Here is a 16953-nt window from a genome sequence, read left to right as displayed (position 1 = left end):
GCGGTAGGGTAGTTTTTATTTGAATAACACCGGAGGGGAGATGAAAAATTATACAAATAAAATCTTACGGCATTTTACCGTAAGATATATAAATTTAGCCCAATGATTATAACACTGAGCTAACTAAATCGGCTAGTTTTTGTGCGTAGGAAGGAGGCATACCCCAATACCACCGAGTCCACAATACCCTTCAGGATTTTTGAAGAGATACTGCTGGTGATAATCTTCCGCAAAATAGAATGGCTCCGCTGCGCGGATCTCCGTGGTGATTGTGCGCTGGTCGCCATTTTCATCCATCGCTTGCTGGAATTGTTCGCGGGTAGCGAGTGCCTGCTCGTATTGCTGAGATGAAATAGTGTAAATGGCAGAGCGATATTGTGTACCGACATCACCATGCTGACGCATACCTTGGGCGGGATCGTGATTTTCCCAGAAAAGCGTCAATAACTGCCCATAAGTGATTTTGGTTGGATCAAATACGATCCTGACCACTTCGGCATGTCCGGTTAATCCTGTGCAGACTTCTTCATAAGTTGGATTTGGCGTAGTACCGCCACTGTAACCCACAGAGGTCGTGTAAATACCTTCCTGTTGCCAGAACAGGCGTTCAACTCCCCAGAAACACCCCATTCCTATATAAGCTATCTCCATGTTTTCAGGAATGTCGTTTATCGAATGCTGTGTGACGACGTGGTAGGGTGATACAGTTAATGGGATTGCCCTACCCAGTAATGCATCCTGTGTGGAAACATGTTGGCTTTCGTTGGCTGAATTTGGCAAGATTCTCTCCCGTTATTCATAAATTTTATGGTTATTAGTTGCTTGTATATCTTTCAAACTTTACCAGAATTAATTTATTGCAGCATTTTTATATCGTTGGATTTTATCCCCAGATAGATAAATATTAGGAGTTTGCGTGTCACGATACCCCTTCATATTTGTGCTTTGCGTGTCTGTCGCAACTCCATCGGCCTATAGTGCAAATTTACGATTGAAAGTGGAAGGACTTTCTGGCGAACTGGAAAAAAATGCCAGAGTACAGCTCTCAAACATAAGTACTGATGAAGTCGCTCCCGATGGACGCTTCCGGGCCCGTGTCGAGAAAGCCATACAGCAAGGGTTAAGGCCATTGGGATATTACGATCCCACTGTTGAATTCACTTATCAGGAGAAAACACCCCCTTCCCGCCCTGTTTTAATAGCGAATGTGACACCGGGTGAACCAGTACAGGTAGCCGAAGTCAATGTTGATTTGGAAGGTAGTGCAAAAACCGATAAAGATTATGCGGCACTCATCAAAAAAAATATGCCAAAGGAAGGGGCGATCCTTAATCATGGTGAATACGAACATTTCAAGGGCGCATTGAATAGTCTGGCAGTTAGAAAGGGTTACTTTGATGCTGTGATGAAAAAAAGTGAATTAGAAGTATCACGGGAACAGCATAAATCCTATTGGAACTTCGATTTCGACAGCGGAGATCGTTACCGCTTTGGCCCCGTGAGATACCACGGCTCGCAAATTCGTGAAAATTACCTGAACAATCTTTTGCCGTTTAAACAAGGTGAGTATTACACCTCGGATCAACTTGCGGAGTTCAACAGTCGTCTGGCGAATACGGGATGGTTCAATTCTGTGGTTGTCGTGCCTGATTTTAAGGTAGGCCACATGAGCCAGGATAAGTTATTGCCACTGGATGCTTCCTTGGTTCCCAGCTCTGCCAATTATGTTGAACTAGGGGGGGGTTATGCAACGGATGTCGGCCCCCGCGTTAAAGCAAAATGGAAAAAGCCATGGCTTAACTCTCGTGGGCATAGCCTGAGTACCAATATTAACCTGTCGGCACCTGAACAAGTTATTGATGCATCCTACAAAATGCCACTCAAATCTAATCCGCTTGAACAATATTATGAGTTGCAGACAGGTTATAAACGTAAAGATATTAACGATACCATTTCTGATACTGCAACATTGAACCTTTCCCGCAATTGGGATCTCTCCACCGGATGGCAATATGGTGTCAATTTACGCTGGAGTCTTAGTCACTTTACGCAGGCCAATGTGACAAATACGACGATGCTGCTCTATCCGGGAGCGAATGTCAGCCGAATTCGCCAGCGTGGTGGCACCATGCCTTATTGGGGAGATAGCCAGCGTTATTCGATAGATTTTTCCGACAAAACCTGGGATTCGAATGTGGATTTCTTGGTGTTACAGGCTCATCACGTCTGGATCAGGACTTATAAGGATAAGCACCGCTTTGTGTTACGGGGGGATCTAGGCTGGATTGAAACCAATGAATTCAACAAGGTTCCACCGGATTTACGCTTCTTCGCAGGGGGCGATCGCAGCATTCGTGGCTATAAATACCAGAAAATTTCACCGAAAAATAGTAAAGGTAAACTGATTGGGGCATCAAAGCTAGCCGTTGGTTCATTGGAGTATCAATACAATATCTATGGGAATTGGTGGAGTGCGTTGTTTGTAGATGTGGGTGAAGCGGTGGATGATATTAGAAAAAGTGATTTTAAAACCGGCGCAGGGGTTGGTGTGCGTTGGGCTTCACCCGTCGGACCAATTAAATTTGATCTTGCGACGCCAGTAGGAGACGCAAGCAATCATGGTATTGAGTTTTACATCGGTTTAGGGGCTGAACTATGAGGTGGGTCAAAAGGCTCAGTATGGCTTTTCTGCTGCTTGTTGGCCTGTTGCTGATAACCGTTGTGGGATTGGTTGGCACACAAACCGGCCTGCATTTTATGATTAACAGCGCAGCACGTTGGGTTCCCGGACTGGATATCGCCAATGTCAGCGGGGGCTGGCGCGATTTAACCTTAAAAGGTGTTAAATATCAGATGCCGGGAGTAAATGTCAGTGCTGACAATTTACACTTTTCGTTACGCTTATCCTGCCTGAAACACAGTCATTTGTGTGTCAATGCGTTGACCACAGAAGGTGTGGCAGTTTCGGTGAATACGGCTGAGCTTCCCCCATCAGAAGAGTCACCTGCATCAGAACCATTGACTGAATTGAAAACACCGTATCCTATTTCACTGGATTTGCTTTCTTTGAAGAATATCCACGTCAAGGTTGACGATATAGTGATTGCGTTGGATGAATTTAAAACAGGAGCGCAGTGGCGGGAAAAACAGCTGACATTGAAACCAACGGAAATCAGCAATCTGTTGGTTGCTTTGCCTAAAACGCCGCCTGAACAAAGCGGTACAGTGGAAAATACAGCGCAAAAGGGCAAACAAAAGCCTGAACCTGAAAAATCATTGGGTGAAACCTTGAAGGCGCTATTTGCCAAACCTTTCTTAGCTGAATTGCCCAATGTTCCTATTCCTCTCGATATTACGGCAGAAAACATTCATGGCAGTCAGCTTCGCCTGACAGGTGATACAGGTATCACGATTAATGATCTACGGCTGCAAGCCAGTAATCAGGGGCAGCAGGTTGATGTGAAAACCTTCAGTGTAAGTGCACCGGAAGGCTCACTTTCGCTACAGGGCACGGCAGGACTATCTGAACAGTGGCCAGTCAAACTGGCGATTAAGGGCAATACAAATCTGAATGAACTAAAAGGGCAAAAGGTTGATTTAACCTTGAATGGTGCTCTGTTGCAGCAGCTTAATCTGGCATTGCATCTTTCAGGGCCTGTTGTTGCCAATCTGAGTGCTCAGACTGAGTTGGCGAAGGTGGGTTTGCCTGTACGCCTGACATTGGAAAGCAAACACCTTCAGTGGCCATTGACGGGTGAACCGGAATATCGACTTGATGGTGTTAAGCTTCGACTGAATGGCAAAGCCAGTGGCTACGATCTCTCCCTCCGTTCAGATATTAAAGGTCGTGATATTCCTCCTGCATTACTGATGCTGGATGCTAAGGGTAATGAAGAACTGCTCAGGCTAATCCGTCTACGTCTGTCTGCCTTGCAGGGAAAGGCGGAGATCACTGGTGTTGTTGACTGGAGCAAAGCGATTAGCTGGAATGCGAACCTGATTCTGGATGGCATCAATACCGCCAAACAGTGGCCAGAGTGGCCAGCCAAAATGAATGGCAAAATGGCTGTGCGCGGTAGTTTGTATGGTGGCAGTTGGCAACTCCAGATCCCTGAAATTGCTCTTGACGGTGATGTGAAAAAAAATACCGTCAAGGCGCATGGCAAGGCGTCAGGTAATGCGGCGGGACAGTGGAATATTCCGCAGTTTGACCTCACTTTTGGCCGCAATAGGCTGAATGTTCAAGGGCAGCTTACAGATGAAAAGTGGAAGTTGGACGGTGAAATTAATGCACCACAGTTAAATGGATTACTGCCGGGATTGGCTGGTGTGGTTATCGGTAATGTGAAACTGCGCGGTAACATGAAAGCGCCACAAATAGTGGCAGATTTAAATGCACGTAATGTGCGGTGGCAGAATGAGCTGAAAGTGGATAGCGCCACGATTAAGGGAGATGTGCGCTCGGCTGAACAGATTGAAGGACAGCTCTCAGTTGCTGTTCATCAATTGAAACAGGCGGATTTAATCATCAATAACTTGATGCTAAATGCTAAAGGCACGGAAAAGCAGCATGATTTACATTTGAAAATTGAGGGTAACCCCGTATCAGGTCAATTGGCACTCAATGGCCGCTTTGACCGCGGGCAGGAGCGTTGGCAAGGGACTATCAACAATACCTACTTTGATACTCCTGTCGGTGAGTGGCGCTTAAGTAAGGCGATTGCTATTGATTACCTGAATCTACAGCAGAAAGTGACAGTAGGAACACATTGCTGGCTTAACCCGAATGCACAGATTTGTGTCCCCAAACCGATTGAGGCGGGAGCCAGCGGTCATGCTGAAGTGGCGTTTGAGCGTTTTGATTTGGCCATGATTCAGCCATTCCTCGATAAAGCGACCCAACTTAAAGGCGTGTTCAGTGGGAATGCCAATGTCAAATGGACTGCGGGGCAGGTTTTGCCACAAGCTAAAGTCGTCTTGCAAGGAAATGGGATTCAGATTCACCAAATGGTTGAGGGTACTACATTACCTGTTGATTTTGAAACGTTGACAGTGAACGCAGGTCTGACAAATGGTAAGGCAAATGTGGCATGGCTATTTAAGCTGGCAGGCAATGGGCAATTAAATGGCAATGTTCAGGTGGCTGATCTGGAAGGCCGCCGCAAGCTGTCTGGGAATATGGATATTCAAGCTCTTTCTTTGAAGCTGATTAAACCGATCTTGGGTAAAGACGAGAAAGCAGAAGGGGGTTTGAACGCTAACCTCCGTCTCGGTGGTAATGTAAAAAACCCGCTGTTGTTTGGTCAGCTTAAGACGGATGATCTCCAAATCGTCAGTCATTGGCTGCCTTTTGATGTCACCCAAGGCCAGCTAGCTATCTATTTTGATGGTGTCCGCTCTGGCTTGGAGGGCGTTATCAAAACGCCTAAAGGGCAGCTAAACCTTAACGGCAATGCTGACTGGCGTAATTTGAACGCATGGTATGCCAAGATTGCCGCGAATGGTGAAAAATTGCGTGTGACAGTGCCGCCAATGGTGAAAATTGATGTTAGCCCTAATCTGGTACTTGAAGCCACGCCTGATCTACTGCAACTTGATGGGAATGTGGATATTCCGTGGGCACGCATTACGGTGCAGGAACTACCAGAGTCTGCTGTGGGGATTTCTTCTGACGAAGTCATGCTGGATAAAAATCTCCAGCCGATAGAGAAGAAAAAATCGTCCATTCTGGTTAAAAGTAACTTAAATATTCGCATTGGTGATGATGTCCGTTTGAATGCATTTGGTCTGAAAGCTCAACTTAAGGGGGCCTTGAAAGTCATTCAGGATAAACAGGGGCTGGGGCTGAATGGCCAGATTGATATTCCAGATGGTCGTTTCCATGCCTACGGGCAGGATTTGCTGGTACGCAAGGGCACAATCATATTTTCCGGCCCGCCGGAACAGCCAATGTTGAACATTGAAGCAATCCGCAATCCCGACTCGACGGCGAATAAGGTTGTCGCTGGTGTGAAAGTTACGGGATTGGCGGATAAACCCAAAGTTGAAATTTTCTCTGAGCCAGCAAAATCACAGCAGGAAGCACTGTCTTATCTTCTGCGTGGTGAAGGTTTGGAGAAGAGTGGTTCTGACAATAACCAAATGACTTCCATGCTGATTGGTTTGGGCGTTTCCCAAAGTGGTCAATTGGTTGGCAAGATTGGTGAAACTTTTGGTGTTTCTGATTTAGCTTTAGATACTCAGGGTGTGGGTGACAAATCTCAGGTTGTCGTCAGTGGCAAGATAACCAACAACTTGCAGGTGAAATACGGTGTTGGTATTTTTGATTCTCTGGCGACCTTGACATTACGCTATCGTGTAATGCCAAGATTGTATCTCGATGCGGTATCTGGTATTGATCAGGCTTTAGATCTGCTCTATGAGTTTGAGTTTTAAAAATGCGAGTAATTGTTTATGGCAGCCTGAGGCGCAAACAAGGTAACCACCACTGGATGACCTATGCCCAACTTCTAGGAGAACATAGGTTAGAAGGTTATGAAATTTATGACTTGGGGCATTATCCAGCGGTGATCCGTGGCGAAGGGACAATTGAATGCGAAGTATATCGCATTACGCCATCCATCCTGACAGAACTGGATGCTTTGAAAAAGAATTCTCAGGAATACGAAAGGGAACTGATTAAAACACCTTACGGCAGTGCATGGATCTATTTATATAGACTGCCTGTCGATGGACTGCATCGGATAACATGTGGTGACTGGATCAAGCGCCACGAAGAAGAATAAATAAAAACCTCTGCCTCTATGTGGTGGCAGAGGTTTTTTATGATCGAAACTCGCTGTTATCCCTCAGGATTATTTTTTAGCAGCGCGTTCGAAAGAAGACAGGATTTCAGCTTTAGCGGCTTCGACATTGTCCCAACCGTCAACTTTCACCCATTTGCCTTTTTCCAGATCTTTATAATGTTCAAAGAAATGGGTGATTTGGGCACGCAGCAGTTCTGGCAGATCGTTCACATCTTTGATGTGATCGTATTCTTTGCTCAGTTTGGTGTGAGGAACAGCGACCAATTTCGCATCTTCACCAGATTCGTCGGACATTTTCAGAACACCAACGGGACGGCAGCGAATAACGGAACCTGGCTGTAATGGGTATGGGGTAGGAACCAGCACGTCAACAGGGTCGCCATCAAGGGACAGAGTATTGTTGATGTAACCGTAGTTGCAAGGATAGAACATTGCAGTAGACATGAAACGGTCTACAAACAGTGCGCCAGATTCTTTATCTACTTCATATTTGATCGGATCTGCGTTCGCAGGGATCTCAATGATGACATAGATATCTTCAGGCAGTTCTTTACCGGCCGGTACATTGTTCAGGCTCATAAAAGGTTTCCTTTAATTTCAGACCAAAATGGAGTGCGGGCTATTATAGCCAAAACAGACTTAAAGTCCCCGCATTTTTCCAGTCGCTGAACGCCATACAGCTCAGGAATTGGGTGTTATAAAATCTGTTGTATTGGATAAAAAGTGATTATTTACTTTTTTATTGTTCACACTTCTGCCTTGTTCATGAGTCATGAACAGAATGATTTCGTGAACAAATATAAATAGAGAAAGAGTATGTATAGAACTTAAGGGAACAAGATAGATAATCGGCAGGGAAAAAATGAGGTTAATGTTGAGAACAAGTCGTTGCGTTAAGCGTGTTGCTCAACAAATTAAAGGATAAGTCGTGTCATTAATAAAGAGGCGACACTTCGCCCCTTCATTAAATTAATTATTCAATCAACAAACCGACTTACTCACCTGGAAATTCAGCCATAAAGCTTTCAGCTTTTTCCACCATTGATTCTGTTCCCACGAAGAAAGGAACGCGCTGGTGCAGTTGGGTTGGTGTGATATCTAGAATTCGGTTTTTGCCATCACTGGCCTTGCCGCCCGCCTGCTCAGCCAAAAAAGCAATTGGGTTGCATTCATACAGCAGACGCAATTTTCCTGTTGGGTGGCTTGCGGTGCTTGGATAAATATAGATGCCGCCTTTCAGCAGGTTGCGGTGGAAATCTGCAACCAGCGAGCCAATATAACGGGTGGTGTAAGGGCGCTGGGTGGTTTCGTCTTGTTCTTGGCAATATTTGATGTACTTCTTCACGCCCATCGGGAATTTGATGTAGTTCCCTTCGTTGATGGAGTACATATTGCCTTTGGCAGGGAATTGAACTTTCTCATGAGTCAGGCAGAATACGCCGAGTGAGGGATCGTAAGTGAATGTATGAACTCCGCAACCCGTGGTGTAAACCAACATAGTGGAAGAACCATAGACCACATAACCCGCCGCAACCTGACGATTCCCCGGTTGCAGGAAATCTTCTTCGGTAACCGGCTGCCCAATAGGTGTAATTCGATGGTAAATTGAGAAAATAGTCCCGACGGAAACGTTTACATCAATATTCGAAGAACCATCCAGTGGGTCCATCAAAACAACATACTTCGCATTTTCTGCACGGTCGCCATCAAAGACAACGATCTCATCTTCTTCTTCGGAAGCAATACCTGCTACTTCACCGCGCGCTTTCAATGCAGCCTTCAGTTTTTCATTGGCATACAAATCCAGCTTCATCTGAACTTCGCCCTGAACATTCGATACGCCGCTGGTGCCTAAAATATCCACCAGACCAGCCTTATTGATGTCCCGATGAATGATCTTGGCACCCAGTTTGATGGCAGAAAGCAGTGCGGTCAGTTCACCCGTAGCATGAGGAAAGTCGTGCTGTTTCTCGACGATGAATTCGCCTAATGTTTTCATGACGAAAGCCCTGAATTTTATTGTGGTTTTAGAGAGCGTGCTGCACTTGCGTGTCGCACTCATGCGCGGCAGTTTAGCTAAAGAATGGGTTGATTGATAGGCTATTGCATTTCTAATCTCAGCATTGATGGTTAGAATAGTGACACACTTCATGATATTGGATAGAAATAAATGCGTATTCATATTCTTGGCATCTGCGGTACTTTCATGGGAGGGCTGGCGATCCTCGCTCGTTCATTGGGTCATGAAGTTACCGGCTCTGATGCCAATGTGTATCCTCCAATGAGTACCCTTCTGGAAAAACAGGGCATTGAGCTGATTCAAGGATATGATCCTTCACAGCTCGATCCTGAGCCAGACATGGTAATCATTGGCAATGCCATGACACGTGGTAATCCCTGTGTGGAAGCGGTGCTGGATCGTGGCATTCCTTATACATCTGGCCCACAGTGGCTACATGATCATGTTTTGCCAGAACGCTGGGTGTTAGCCGTCGCTGGAACGCATGGTAAAACGACAACCGCAGGAATGCTAGCATGGATCTTAGAAGCCTGCGGTTATAAGCCGGGGTTCCTGATCGGCGGTGTGCCGGGCAATTTTGACGTTTCAGCACAAATCGGTGAAAGTCCATTTTTCGTGATTGAAGCGGATGAGTATGACTGCGCGTTTTTTGATAAGCGTTCAAAATTCGTGCATTACAGCCCCCGCACGCTAATCATGAATAACCTTGAATTTGATCATGCTGATATTTTTGAAAATCTAGCGGCCGTTCAAAAACAGTTCCACCATCTCGTCAGGGTTGTGCCGGGCAGTGGTAAGATTCTGGTACCCGATAATGACATTAACCTGAAACATGTGCTCGGAATGGGATGCTGGAGTGAGCTGGAACATATCGGGGAAACGGGCAACTGGCAAGCGAAGAAAGTCAGTCAGGATAGCAGCATCTACCAAGTGTTCCATCAAGGTGAACAGGTTGGCGAAGTGAACTGGTCATTGGTGGGTGAACACAACATGCACAATGGTTTGATCGCAATTGCGGCTGCCCATCATGTTGGTGTTCAGCCTGCGGATGCTTGTCAGGTACTGGGCGATTTTATCAATGCGCGCCGCCGTCTTGAATTGCGTGGTGAAGTGAATGGTATCTCTGTTTATGATGATTTTGCTCATCATCCCACTGCAATTTTGGCGACACTGGCAGCGTTGAGAAGTAAAGTTGGCGGTGTCGCTCGTATCCTAGCTGTGCTAGAACCGCGTTCAAATACCATGAAAATGGGCATGAGCAAAAATGATATTGCGCCTTCTCTGGGGCGTGCTGATGAAGTCTTCTTGTATCAGCCTGCCAATATTCCGTGGCAGGTTGCAGAAATTGCGGAACACTGCATCCAACCTGCTCGCTGGAGTGCGGATATTGATGCTTTGGTACGTGTGATTGTTGAGGCGGCACAACCGGGTGATTACATTCTTATCATGAGTAATGGTGGATTCGGTGGCATTCACGAGAAGTTGCTGACTGAGCTGGGTAAGAAAGTGCACGAGGCTTGATTGTCAAAATCGTCAGAGTGAGGGGATCGCATGAGTCGTGCGATCCTCTTTATCTATATTCCCAGGGTTCCGTTTGTCTGCTGCCGTGCTGCAACTTGAAATCTATTGGGTATATGTAGTTTGGCTATACGACAGGGTTAAAGTTCTTGATCAAAGAGATCGAGAATAGCCTCGTAGAGCTGCTTTGTTGTAAAGTCCTGTGCTGGTGTCGTAAAAATAGTGTCATCTCCCGCAATACTGCCAAGTATTCCTTCTGCTTTACCCAGGGAATCCAGCAGGCGTGCAATCAACTGTGCAGCGCCCGGACTGGTGCGAATAACCACAACACAATGATTATAATCGACATCCAAGACCAGATTTTTCAATGGGCTTGTGGCTGTGGGAACACCTAATTCTGCGGGTAAGCAGTAGACCATCTCCATTTTTGCATTACGGGTTCGGACTGCGCCAAATTTAGTCAGCATTCTGGAAACTTTAGATTGGTTAATGTTTTCAAAGCCCTCTTCCTGAAGTGCTGCGACAATTTCACCTTGAGAGCTGAATTTTTCTTCTTTCAATAAGGCTTTGAAAGCCTTGACCAAATCTTCCTGTTTCGAAGGAGCACGCATATTTCACCATCGTTGAATCCGTTATGAAGCTATTATTATGCGAAAGAGTGAATTTTTATTCAAGGAAGAGAAGAAAAAACTAAAATAATAAGCATAATTACATTATTTTCATTTCCCCAATATATCCTTATTAATCATCAGGATATTCATGCGTTTATTTTTTCCGCGTTTCCTTTCCCACATATTGAGTATGGTAAATATATTGTTAATTAAATGGTGTTGTTTGGTTTTGGAGATAAGAGTAAGGTAATCAACTAAGTTATTAATAATATAACAGGATTAATTCTCAAAAAAGTGTCCGTTATCTCATTAACAGATAAGCCTTTTGTCTAGAATAAAATAACTTTGGTGTTTCATCATCAAGCCATTAGGTAGATAATCTGTCTGTTAACAGATTGTTCTTAATACGTAGTGATCAGTGGGGCTGAGAGTCTATCCCATACATGCATTGAATGTGGGGAAATAGATTCAGGCTCTTAACCAGACAGGTTTAAGTTTTTTACAGCATTTATTTAAGGAGTATCAGGATGAAAGTTGCAGTTCTCGGTGCAGCCGGTGGTATTGGTCAGGCACTTGCCCTTCTACTCAAGACCCAACTTCCTTCAGGTTCAGAACTTTCCTTGTATGACATTGCTCCGGTGACTCCAGGTGTGGCAGCCGATCTTAGTCATATCCCAACGGAAGTCAAAGTCACTGGTTTTGCTGGTGAAGATGCAACCCCTGCATTGGTAGGCGCAGATGTTGTATTAATCTCTGCGGGTGTGGCGCGTAAACCAGGCATGGATCGTTCAGATCTGTTCAATATTAATGCGGGGATCATTCGTAATCTGGTTCAGCAGGCAGCTAAGGCTTGTCCAAAAGCATTAATCGGTATTATTACGAACCCTGTGAATACGACTGTGGCGATCGCGGCTGAGGTTCTGAAAAAAGAAGGCGTTTACGACAGAAACCGTCTGTTCGGTGTTACGACGCTGGATATCATCCGTTCCAATACTTTTGTTGCAGAACTGAAAGGTAAGAACTCTGAGGAGTTGGAAGTGCCTGTTATTGGTGGGCACTCTGGTGTGACTATCCTGCCATTGCTGTCACAAATTCAGGGCGTCAGCTTCACTGATGAAGAAGTTGAAGCGTTAACCAAACGTATTCAGAACGCAGGTACTGAAGTGGTTGAAGCGAAAGCAGGTGGCGGATCTGCCACTCTGTCTATGGGGCAGGCAGCGGCACGTCTGGGTCTTTCTTTGATCCGTGGCTTGCAGGGTGAAAGCAATGTCATCGAGTGCAGCTATGTAGAAGGTGATGGCAAATATGCCCGCTTCTTCGCTCAGCCTGTTCGCTTAGGTAAAAATGGTATCGAAGAACGTTTAGATATCGGCAAGCTTAGCGATTTTGAACAGAAGTCACTGGATAGCATGTTGGACGTTCTCAAAAAAGATATCGAATTAGGCGAGAAATTTATTAACGGTTAATTCATTTAATTCGTAATTTATTAATATACGAATTAAGTTAAATATATTAGATAACTGAAACCGCTAGCTCAGAAATAACTAGCGGTTTTTCTTTCAATAATTATATTGATAGCTAATTATTCTTTTTTTCTCTAACTTTCCTTTCTAATAGTTCTCCTGTATGTGGATCGAAATAACGACTAGGCCATATTTCAGACGGATGTAATCCTAAGTAATTCGCTATTATCCATTCTCCCTTAGGCCATGGGCGAGAAAGTGTATTCGCCAAAGTTGATGAGCTTAACCCTGCTTCGCGTGAAACGGCAGCCAGTGTCGTTCCGCGTTTACGTAAAGCAGCAATAATATCAGCAGGATGCCAATCCGATTTCATAGAAATCATTTTTTTAATCCTTTCCTATTAAATTTGAAGCCACATTAGTGGTATAACTAAAGCGTTAGTGTGAAATTAATAACGAACACGAATCTGTTATTAAGAAAATAAAATAACATTATTTTTTCTAAAAATATTTCTAATTTTTTCTTAATAACTTCTTTTTTGAACTTGGTTACAAAAATAGAGAAACATTATGAAAAAAGAGTGGTATACGGCAATGGAGTTGACCGGTGTAGGTGAGTTACCTAGATCACCACAAGGAGTTAATGCCAGAGCAAAACGTGAAGAATGGTTGAGGCAGAAACGAGCAGGTGTTCAAGGCAGGGCGATTGAATATCACTATTCGTGTTTTCCTGAATCAACATTGTCGGCTCTGGAGCTTCATGAAATATCACCTGAATATCAGGTTCAGAAACAAGATCCTCTATCCATTTGGGTGAGTGCATTTAATTTACTCGCCGATGAAGAAAAGGAGGCAATTACAGAAGTGATATTACGAGATGGCATAAGAAGTTTTTTGGAAAAAATCATAGCTACTTGAGGCAGCTTTTGAAAAGCCAAATGTTCAAAATTTGGCTTCCTCTTCACTGCTCCGATGTAAAGCGAGGATAAAGAGATGAAAAAAGATTGGTATTCTGCAAAGGAACTCATTGGCCTCGCAGGTCTGCCATCGTCTCCCCAAGGCGTCAACTTGATGGCAAGGCGCGAGGGTTGGGAACAACGCCGTAAGCGCGGAGTACAGGGGAAAGCTCTCGAATATCATGTCAACAGCTTGCCCGAAGAAGTTCTGAATGTACTGGCCGTCAGTGAAAATTCGGTTGAGTATTATCGGAATAAGCGACAGGATCCGTTCATGATTTGGATTGAAGCTTATTATCAATTGACCAAACCCGAAAGGGAACGCATGGTTAAGTTCATTTTGAGGAAAGGGCTGGCTAGTCTAGTCCAATACATAGGAATTCAAGAGGTTGAAAATAAAGACAGTATCCCAGATTGAGCAATCTGGGATACTGATTAGCTCAGATCAGGAAAGTCGCTGTACCGCGACATGGGCTAATCCCACAAGGGCCGCCTTATATGGAGACTCATCCAGTACTTGTAACGCTGAAATAGCTTTATCTGCTTCTTCTTCCGCCCGTTGGCGGGTGTACCTAAGTGAACCACACTGTTTCATTGTTGCTAGTACGGTATCTAACAAATGGCGGCCATTGCCTTGCTCAATGGCACTGCGTATCAGTGCAGATTGCTCGGGGGCTCCATGATGCATGGCATGCAGAAGGGGCAGTGTAGGTTTGCCTTCGTTTAAGTCGTCCCCGGTGTTTTTACCGAGCGTGTTATCATCTGAATCGTAATCCAGCAGGTCATCAATCAATTGAAACGCCGTGCCAAGATAACGGCCATAGTCACGCAGTGCAGCTTCCTGCTCTGGTGTCGCGCCGGATAAAATGGCCGCAGAGTGCGCCGCTACCTCAAACAGGCGAGCGGTTTTACTGTAAATCACGCGCATATAATCATCTTCTGAGGTATCAGGATCATTGCAGTTCATCAACTGCATCACCTCACCTTCGGCAATGACATTCGTGGCGTCGGACATCAATTTCAGTACCCGCATGGAATCGAGATCAGTCATCATCTGAAACGATCGAGTGTAGATGAAATCACCAACCAGAACACTGGCCGCATTGCCATACATAGCGTTGGCTGTCGCCTTGCCTCGGCGCATGTCGGATTCATCGACAACATCGTCATGCAATAGCGTTGCCGTGTGAATAAATTCGATCAAGGCGGCAACTTTGATATGTTTTTCTTCTTCACAATGAAGTGCTTTCCCAGCCAGTACCGCAATCATTGGGCGAATACGCTTACCACCGCCGCTGATAATGTAGTAGCCAAGTTGGTTGATCAGCGCAACATCAGAATTTAATTGATTAAGAATGGTTTCATTAACCGCTGCCATATCATCAGCGGTAAGTTTAATTATTGATTCTAAATTCATGTTTTGGCTTTGGACTCTGATTCAGAGCTGTGCTCATTAAATTAGCATATCAACAGATATCACGATGTATCGATTGTACTTGAAAAACCGTTCAAATAAATGACAATCGAAAAACTCTGTTTTTTTCTCATCTGTTCTAATTCTGCACTTGTCTTCGAATCGGTTTTTGCGTAGAATTCGCGCCCTATTGTGAATATTTTATAGCGCGCTCTGGAAAGATATTTTAGGGGGTGCGCGGAAAGCGGAGTTTATATGTACGCAGTTTTCCAAAGTGGTGGTAAACAACACCGAGTAAGCGAAGGTCAGACAATTCGCTTGGAAAAGCTGGACATCGCAACCGGTGAAACTGTTGAGTTTGACCAGGTTCTGATGGTCGCTAATGGTGAAGATATCAAGATCGGCGCTCCAGTAGTTGAAGGCGTTAAAGTTAAAGCTGAAGTTGTTGCTCATGGCCGTGGCGAGAAAATTAAAATCGTTAAGTTTCGTCGTCGTAAACACAGCCGTAAGCAGCAGGGCCACCGTCAGTGGTTCACTGATGTTAAAATCACTGGCATCGCTTAAGATTTTAGGAGAGCAGATTAATGGCACACAAAAAGGCTGGCGGCTCGACTCGTAACGGTCGCGATTCTGAAAGCAAACGTCTGGGTGTAAAACGTTTTGGTGGTGAGTCTGTTTTGGCAGGCAGCATCATTGTTCGTCAACGTGGTACTAAATTCCACGCAGGCAGCAACGTAGGTTGCGGCCGTGACCACACCCTGTTCGCATTAGCTGACGGAAAAATTAAATTCGAAGTTAAAGGTTCAAAAAACCGTAAGTTTATCAGTATCGTAGCTGAATAAGTTTTTTGAGTCTAAATCGAATCGGAAGCCCTGCAATGTGTGTTGCGGGGCTTTTTATATTCTGGATTACGCCATCTCTGGGTACAGCAGCCATCCAGCTTTACGGTGGTTATCCTACGGAGAAAAGTGATGAAATTTGTAGATGAAGCCAGCATACTGGTTGTAGCGGGAGATGGTGGCAATGGTTGTGTCAGCTTCCGTCGAGAAAAATATATTCCAAAAGGTGGGCCCGACGGCGGTGATGGTGGTGACGGCGGTGATGTCTATCTGCTGGCAGATGAAAATCTCAATACGCTTATTGACTACCGTTTTGAAAAATCCTTCCGTGCTGAACGTGGTCAAAATGGACAAAGCCGTGATTGTACCGGTAGACGTGGCCAAGACATTACCATCAAAGTACCAGTAGGAACCCGTGTGCGTGATATCGCGACTGGGGAAGTCCTTGCGGATATGGTGCGTCATGAGCAGCGTCAGATGGTTGCTAAAGGGGGTTTCCACGGCCTTGGTAATGCCCGCTTTAAATCTTCTGTTAACCGTGCTCCTCGCCAAAAAACGATGGGGACGCCAGGTGAAAGCCGTGAGCTGATGCTGGAGCTGATGCTGCTGGCAGACGTGGGAATGCTGGGGATGCCAAATGCAGGTAAATCCACCTTCATTCGCTCTGTTTCGGCGGCGAAACCTAAAGTAGCGGATTATCCATTTACGACACTGGTGCCAAGCCTTGGCGTTGTGCGGATGGATAACGAGCAAAGCTTTGTCGTGGCAGATATTCCTGGTTTGATCGAGGGTGCGTCAGAAGGTGTAGGCTTGGGTATTCGTTTCCTGAAACATTTGGAGCGTTGCCGTGTCTTACTTCACTTAATTGATCTCTGCCCGATCGATGAATCTGATCCGGTTGAAAATGCCCGTATCATCATCAAAGAACTGCATAAATACAGCGAAAAACTGGCAGAAAAACCGCGTTGGCTGGTATTCAATAAAGTCGATCTGACCGATCCGGAAGACGCTAAACAGCGGGCAAAAGCCATTGCTGATGAGCTTGGTTGGGAAGGCGACTATTACATGATTTCGGCTGTAAATCGTCAGGGAGTGAAAGAGCTCTGCTGGGATATCATGGAATTCATGAAAACTCAGCCTCGCCATATGGAAGTGGAAGAAAACGCCCAGCCGGAAAAAGTTGAATTCATGTGGGATGATTACCACAAAGAGCAGTTACAGCAGTCATCTGATACGGATGCTGATGATGATTGGGATGATGACTGGGACGAGGGAGACGAAGAAGGCGTTGAGTTTATTTATAAACACTAGATCTTCACTCTAGACG

16 protein-coding genes are annotated in these 16953 nt (G+C 45.1%); 10 read left to right on the top strand and 6 right to left on the bottom strand.

What is annotated here, in order from left to right; genetic code table 11:
- Nucleotides 1-132 precede the first annotated feature (132 nt).
- Complete coding sequence (gene msrA / locus PSI22_RS04545; protein WP_038205945.1) at nucleotides 133-780, bottom strand: peptide-methionine (S)-S-oxide reductase MsrA; 648 nt, start codon at nucleotides 778-780, stop codon at nucleotides 133-135.
- A 136-nt stretch (nucleotides 781-916) separates the two neighbouring features.
- Between msrA and tamA the strand changes: the two genes are divergently transcribed.
- From tamA to PSI22_RS04530, 3 genes are read left to right on the top strand one after another with little or no spacing between them, the layout of a single operon-like run.
- Entirely contained in the window at nucleotides 917-2659 is a 1743-nt protein-coding gene (gene tamA, locus PSI22_RS04540; protein WP_273578764.1) for an autotransporter assembly complex protein TamA, read from the top strand.
- The gene (gene tamB / locus PSI22_RS04535; protein ID WP_273578763.1) at nucleotides 2656-6435 is read left to right on the top strand and encodes an autotransporter assembly complex protein TamB; all 3780 of its coding nucleotides are present in this window, start codon (nucleotides 2656-2658) and stop codon (nucleotides 6433-6435) included. The genes tamA and tamB overlap by 4 nt, the downstream gene beginning before the upstream one ends.
- A gap of 2 nt (nucleotides 6436-6437) precedes the next feature.
- Complete coding sequence (locus tag PSI22_RS04530; protein ID WP_038191640.1) at nucleotides 6438-6785, top strand: gamma-glutamylcyclotransferase family protein; 348 nt, start codon at nucleotides 6438-6440, stop codon at nucleotides 6783-6785.
- Nucleotides 6786-6854: 69 nt separating this feature from the next.
- Here PSI22_RS04530 and ppa read toward each other — a convergent pair whose 3' ends face one another.
- Both ppa and fbp read right to left on the bottom strand, forming a co-directional pair.
- Nucleotides 6855-7385: an inorganic diphosphatase gene (ppa, locus tag PSI22_RS04525; RefSeq protein WP_012986954.1), complete on the bottom strand. Its 531-nt coding sequence runs from the start codon at nucleotides 7383-7385 to the stop codon at nucleotides 6855-6857.
- Nucleotides 7386-7800: 415 nt separating this feature from the next.
- Entirely contained in the window at nucleotides 7801-8805 is a 1005-nt protein-coding gene (fbp, locus tag PSI22_RS04520; protein ID WP_273578807.1) for a class 1 fructose-bisphosphatase, read from the bottom strand.
- A 171-nt stretch (nucleotides 8806-8976) separates the two neighbouring features.
- On the opposite strand from fbp, the gene mpl reads away from it, so the two are divergent.
- Complete coding sequence (mpl, locus tag PSI22_RS04515; RefSeq protein WP_273578762.1) at nucleotides 8977-10347, top strand: UDP-N-acetylmuramate:L-alanyl-gamma-D-glutamyl-meso-diaminopimelate ligase; 1371 nt, start codon at nucleotides 8977-8979, stop codon at nucleotides 10345-10347.
- A gap of 137 nt (nucleotides 10348-10484) precedes the next feature.
- Here the strand turns inward: mpl and argR are convergent, their stop codons facing one another.
- Nucleotides 10485-10955, bottom strand: coding sequence for a transcriptional regulator ArgR (argR, locus tag PSI22_RS04510; RefSeq protein ID WP_038191648.1), 471 nt, complete (start codon nucleotides 10953-10955; stop codon nucleotides 10485-10487).
- Between the two features lie 527 nt (nucleotides 10956-11482).
- On the opposite strand from argR, the gene mdh reads away from it, so the two are divergent.
- Nucleotides 11483-12421, top strand: coding sequence for a malate dehydrogenase (mdh, locus tag PSI22_RS04505; RefSeq protein ID WP_038184628.1), 939 nt, complete (start codon nucleotides 11483-11485; stop codon nucleotides 12419-12421).
- Between the two features lie 112 nt (nucleotides 12422-12533).
- Here mdh and PSI22_RS04500 read toward each other — a convergent pair whose 3' ends face one another.
- Nucleotides 12534-12800, bottom strand: coding sequence for a helix-turn-helix domain-containing protein (locus PSI22_RS04500; protein ID WP_038184631.1), 267 nt, complete (start codon nucleotides 12798-12800; stop codon nucleotides 12534-12536).
- 187 nt (nucleotides 12801-12987) lie between these two features.
- On the opposite strand from PSI22_RS04500, the gene PSI22_RS04495 reads away from it, so the two are divergent.
- Both PSI22_RS04495 and PSI22_RS04490 read left to right on the top strand, forming a co-directional pair.
- Nucleotides 12988-13335: a DNA-binding protein gene (locus PSI22_RS04495; RefSeq protein ID WP_038191654.1), complete on the top strand. Its 348-nt coding sequence runs from the start codon at nucleotides 12988-12990 to the stop codon at nucleotides 13333-13335.
- A gap of 75 nt (nucleotides 13336-13410) precedes the next feature.
- Nucleotides 13411-13791 carry a DNA-binding protein gene (locus PSI22_RS04490; protein WP_038244647.1) on the top strand — a complete coding sequence of 127 codons (381 nt, stop codon included), beginning with the start codon at nucleotides 13411-13413 and terminating at the stop codon, nucleotides 13789-13791.
- Between the two features lie 27 nt (nucleotides 13792-13818).
- On the opposite strand, the gene ispB is transcribed toward PSI22_RS04490, so the two are convergent.
- The gene (gene ispB, locus PSI22_RS04485; RefSeq protein WP_273578761.1) at nucleotides 13819-14790 is read right to left on the bottom strand and encodes an octaprenyl diphosphate synthase; all 972 of its coding nucleotides are present in this window, start codon (nucleotides 14788-14790) and stop codon (nucleotides 13819-13821) included.
- Between the two features lie 252 nt (nucleotides 14791-15042).
- Here ispB and rplU point away from each other — a divergent pair, with 252 nt between their 5' ends.
- The 3 genes from rplU to cgtA all read left to right on the top strand — a co-directional run bounded on the left by rplU (nucleotide 15043) and on the right by cgtA (nucleotide 16937).
- Entirely contained in the window at nucleotides 15043-15351 is a 309-nt protein-coding gene (gene rplU, locus PSI22_RS04480) for a 50S ribosomal protein L21 (protein WP_012986964.1), read from the top strand.
- 20 nt (nucleotides 15352-15371) lie between these two features.
- On the top strand, nucleotides 15372-15629 hold the full coding sequence (rpmA, locus tag PSI22_RS04475; protein WP_012986965.1) for a 50S ribosomal protein L27: 258 nt from the start codon (nucleotides 15372-15374) through the stop codon (nucleotides 15627-15629).
- Between the two features lie 129 nt (nucleotides 15630-15758).
- Nucleotides 15759-16937 (top strand): Obg family GTPase CgtA, encoded by a 1179-nt coding sequence (gene cgtA, locus PSI22_RS04470; RefSeq protein ID WP_273578760.1) that lies wholly within the window; start codon nucleotides 15759-15761, stop codon nucleotides 16935-16937.
- Nucleotides 16938-16953: the final 16 nt, after the last annotated feature.

This window comes from Xenorhabdus aichiensis (genome assembly GCF_028598775.1).
Classification (GTDB): domain Bacteria; phylum Pseudomonadota; class Gammaproteobacteria; order Enterobacterales; family Enterobacteriaceae; genus Xenorhabdus; species Xenorhabdus bovienii.
This window is presented reverse-complemented; position numbering and strand designations above follow the sequence as displayed.

Bases quoted from the DNA above. Each gene is read 5' to 3' on its own strand.
- tamB (WP_273578763.1), top strand. From the start codon at position 2,656: ATGAGGTGGGTCAAAAGGCTCAGTATGGCTTTTCTGCTGCTTGTTGGC.
- PSI22_RS04530 (WP_038191640.1), top strand. From the start codon at position 6,438: ATGCGAGTAATTGTTTATGGCAGCCTGAGGCGCAAACAAGGTAACCAC.
- ppa (WP_012986954.1), bottom strand. From the start codon at position 7,385: ATGAGCCTGAACAATGTACCGGCCGGTAAAGAACTGCCTGAAGATATC.
- fbp (WP_273578807.1), bottom strand. From the start codon at position 8,805: ATGAAAACATTAGGCGAATTCATCGTCGAGAAACAGCACGACTTTCCT.
- mpl (WP_273578762.1), top strand. From the start codon at position 8,977: ATGCGTATTCATATTCTTGGCATCTGCGGTACTTTCATGGGAGGGCTG.
- argR (WP_038191648.1), bottom strand. From the start codon at position 10,955: ATGCGTGCTCCTTCGAAACAGGAAGATTTGGTCAAGGCTTTCAAAGCC.
- mdh (WP_038184628.1), top strand. From the start codon at position 11,483: ATGAAAGTTGCAGTTCTCGGTGCAGCCGGTGGTATTGGTCAGGCACTT.
- PSI22_RS04500 (WP_038184631.1), bottom strand. From the start codon at position 12,800: ATGATTTCTATGAAATCGGATTGGCATCCTGCTGATATTATTGCTGCT.
- PSI22_RS04495 (WP_038191654.1), top strand. From the start codon at position 12,988: ATGAAAAAAGAGTGGTATACGGCAATGGAGTTGACCGGTGTAGGTGAG.
- PSI22_RS04490 (WP_038244647.1), top strand. From the start codon at position 13,411: ATGAAAAAAGATTGGTATTCTGCAAAGGAACTCATTGGCCTCGCAGGT.
- ispB (WP_273578761.1), bottom strand. From the start codon at position 14,790: ATGAATTTAGAATCAATAATTAAACTTACCGCTGATGATATGGCAGCG.
- rplU (WP_012986964.1), top strand. From the start codon at position 15,043: ATGTACGCAGTTTTCCAAAGTGGTGGTAAACAACACCGAGTAAGCGAA.
- rpmA (WP_012986965.1), top strand. From the start codon at position 15,372: ATGGCACACAAAAAGGCTGGCGGCTCGACTCGTAACGGTCGCGATTCT.
- cgtA (WP_273578760.1), top strand. From the start codon at position 15,759: ATGAAATTTGTAGATGAAGCCAGCATACTGGTTGTAGCGGGAGATGGT.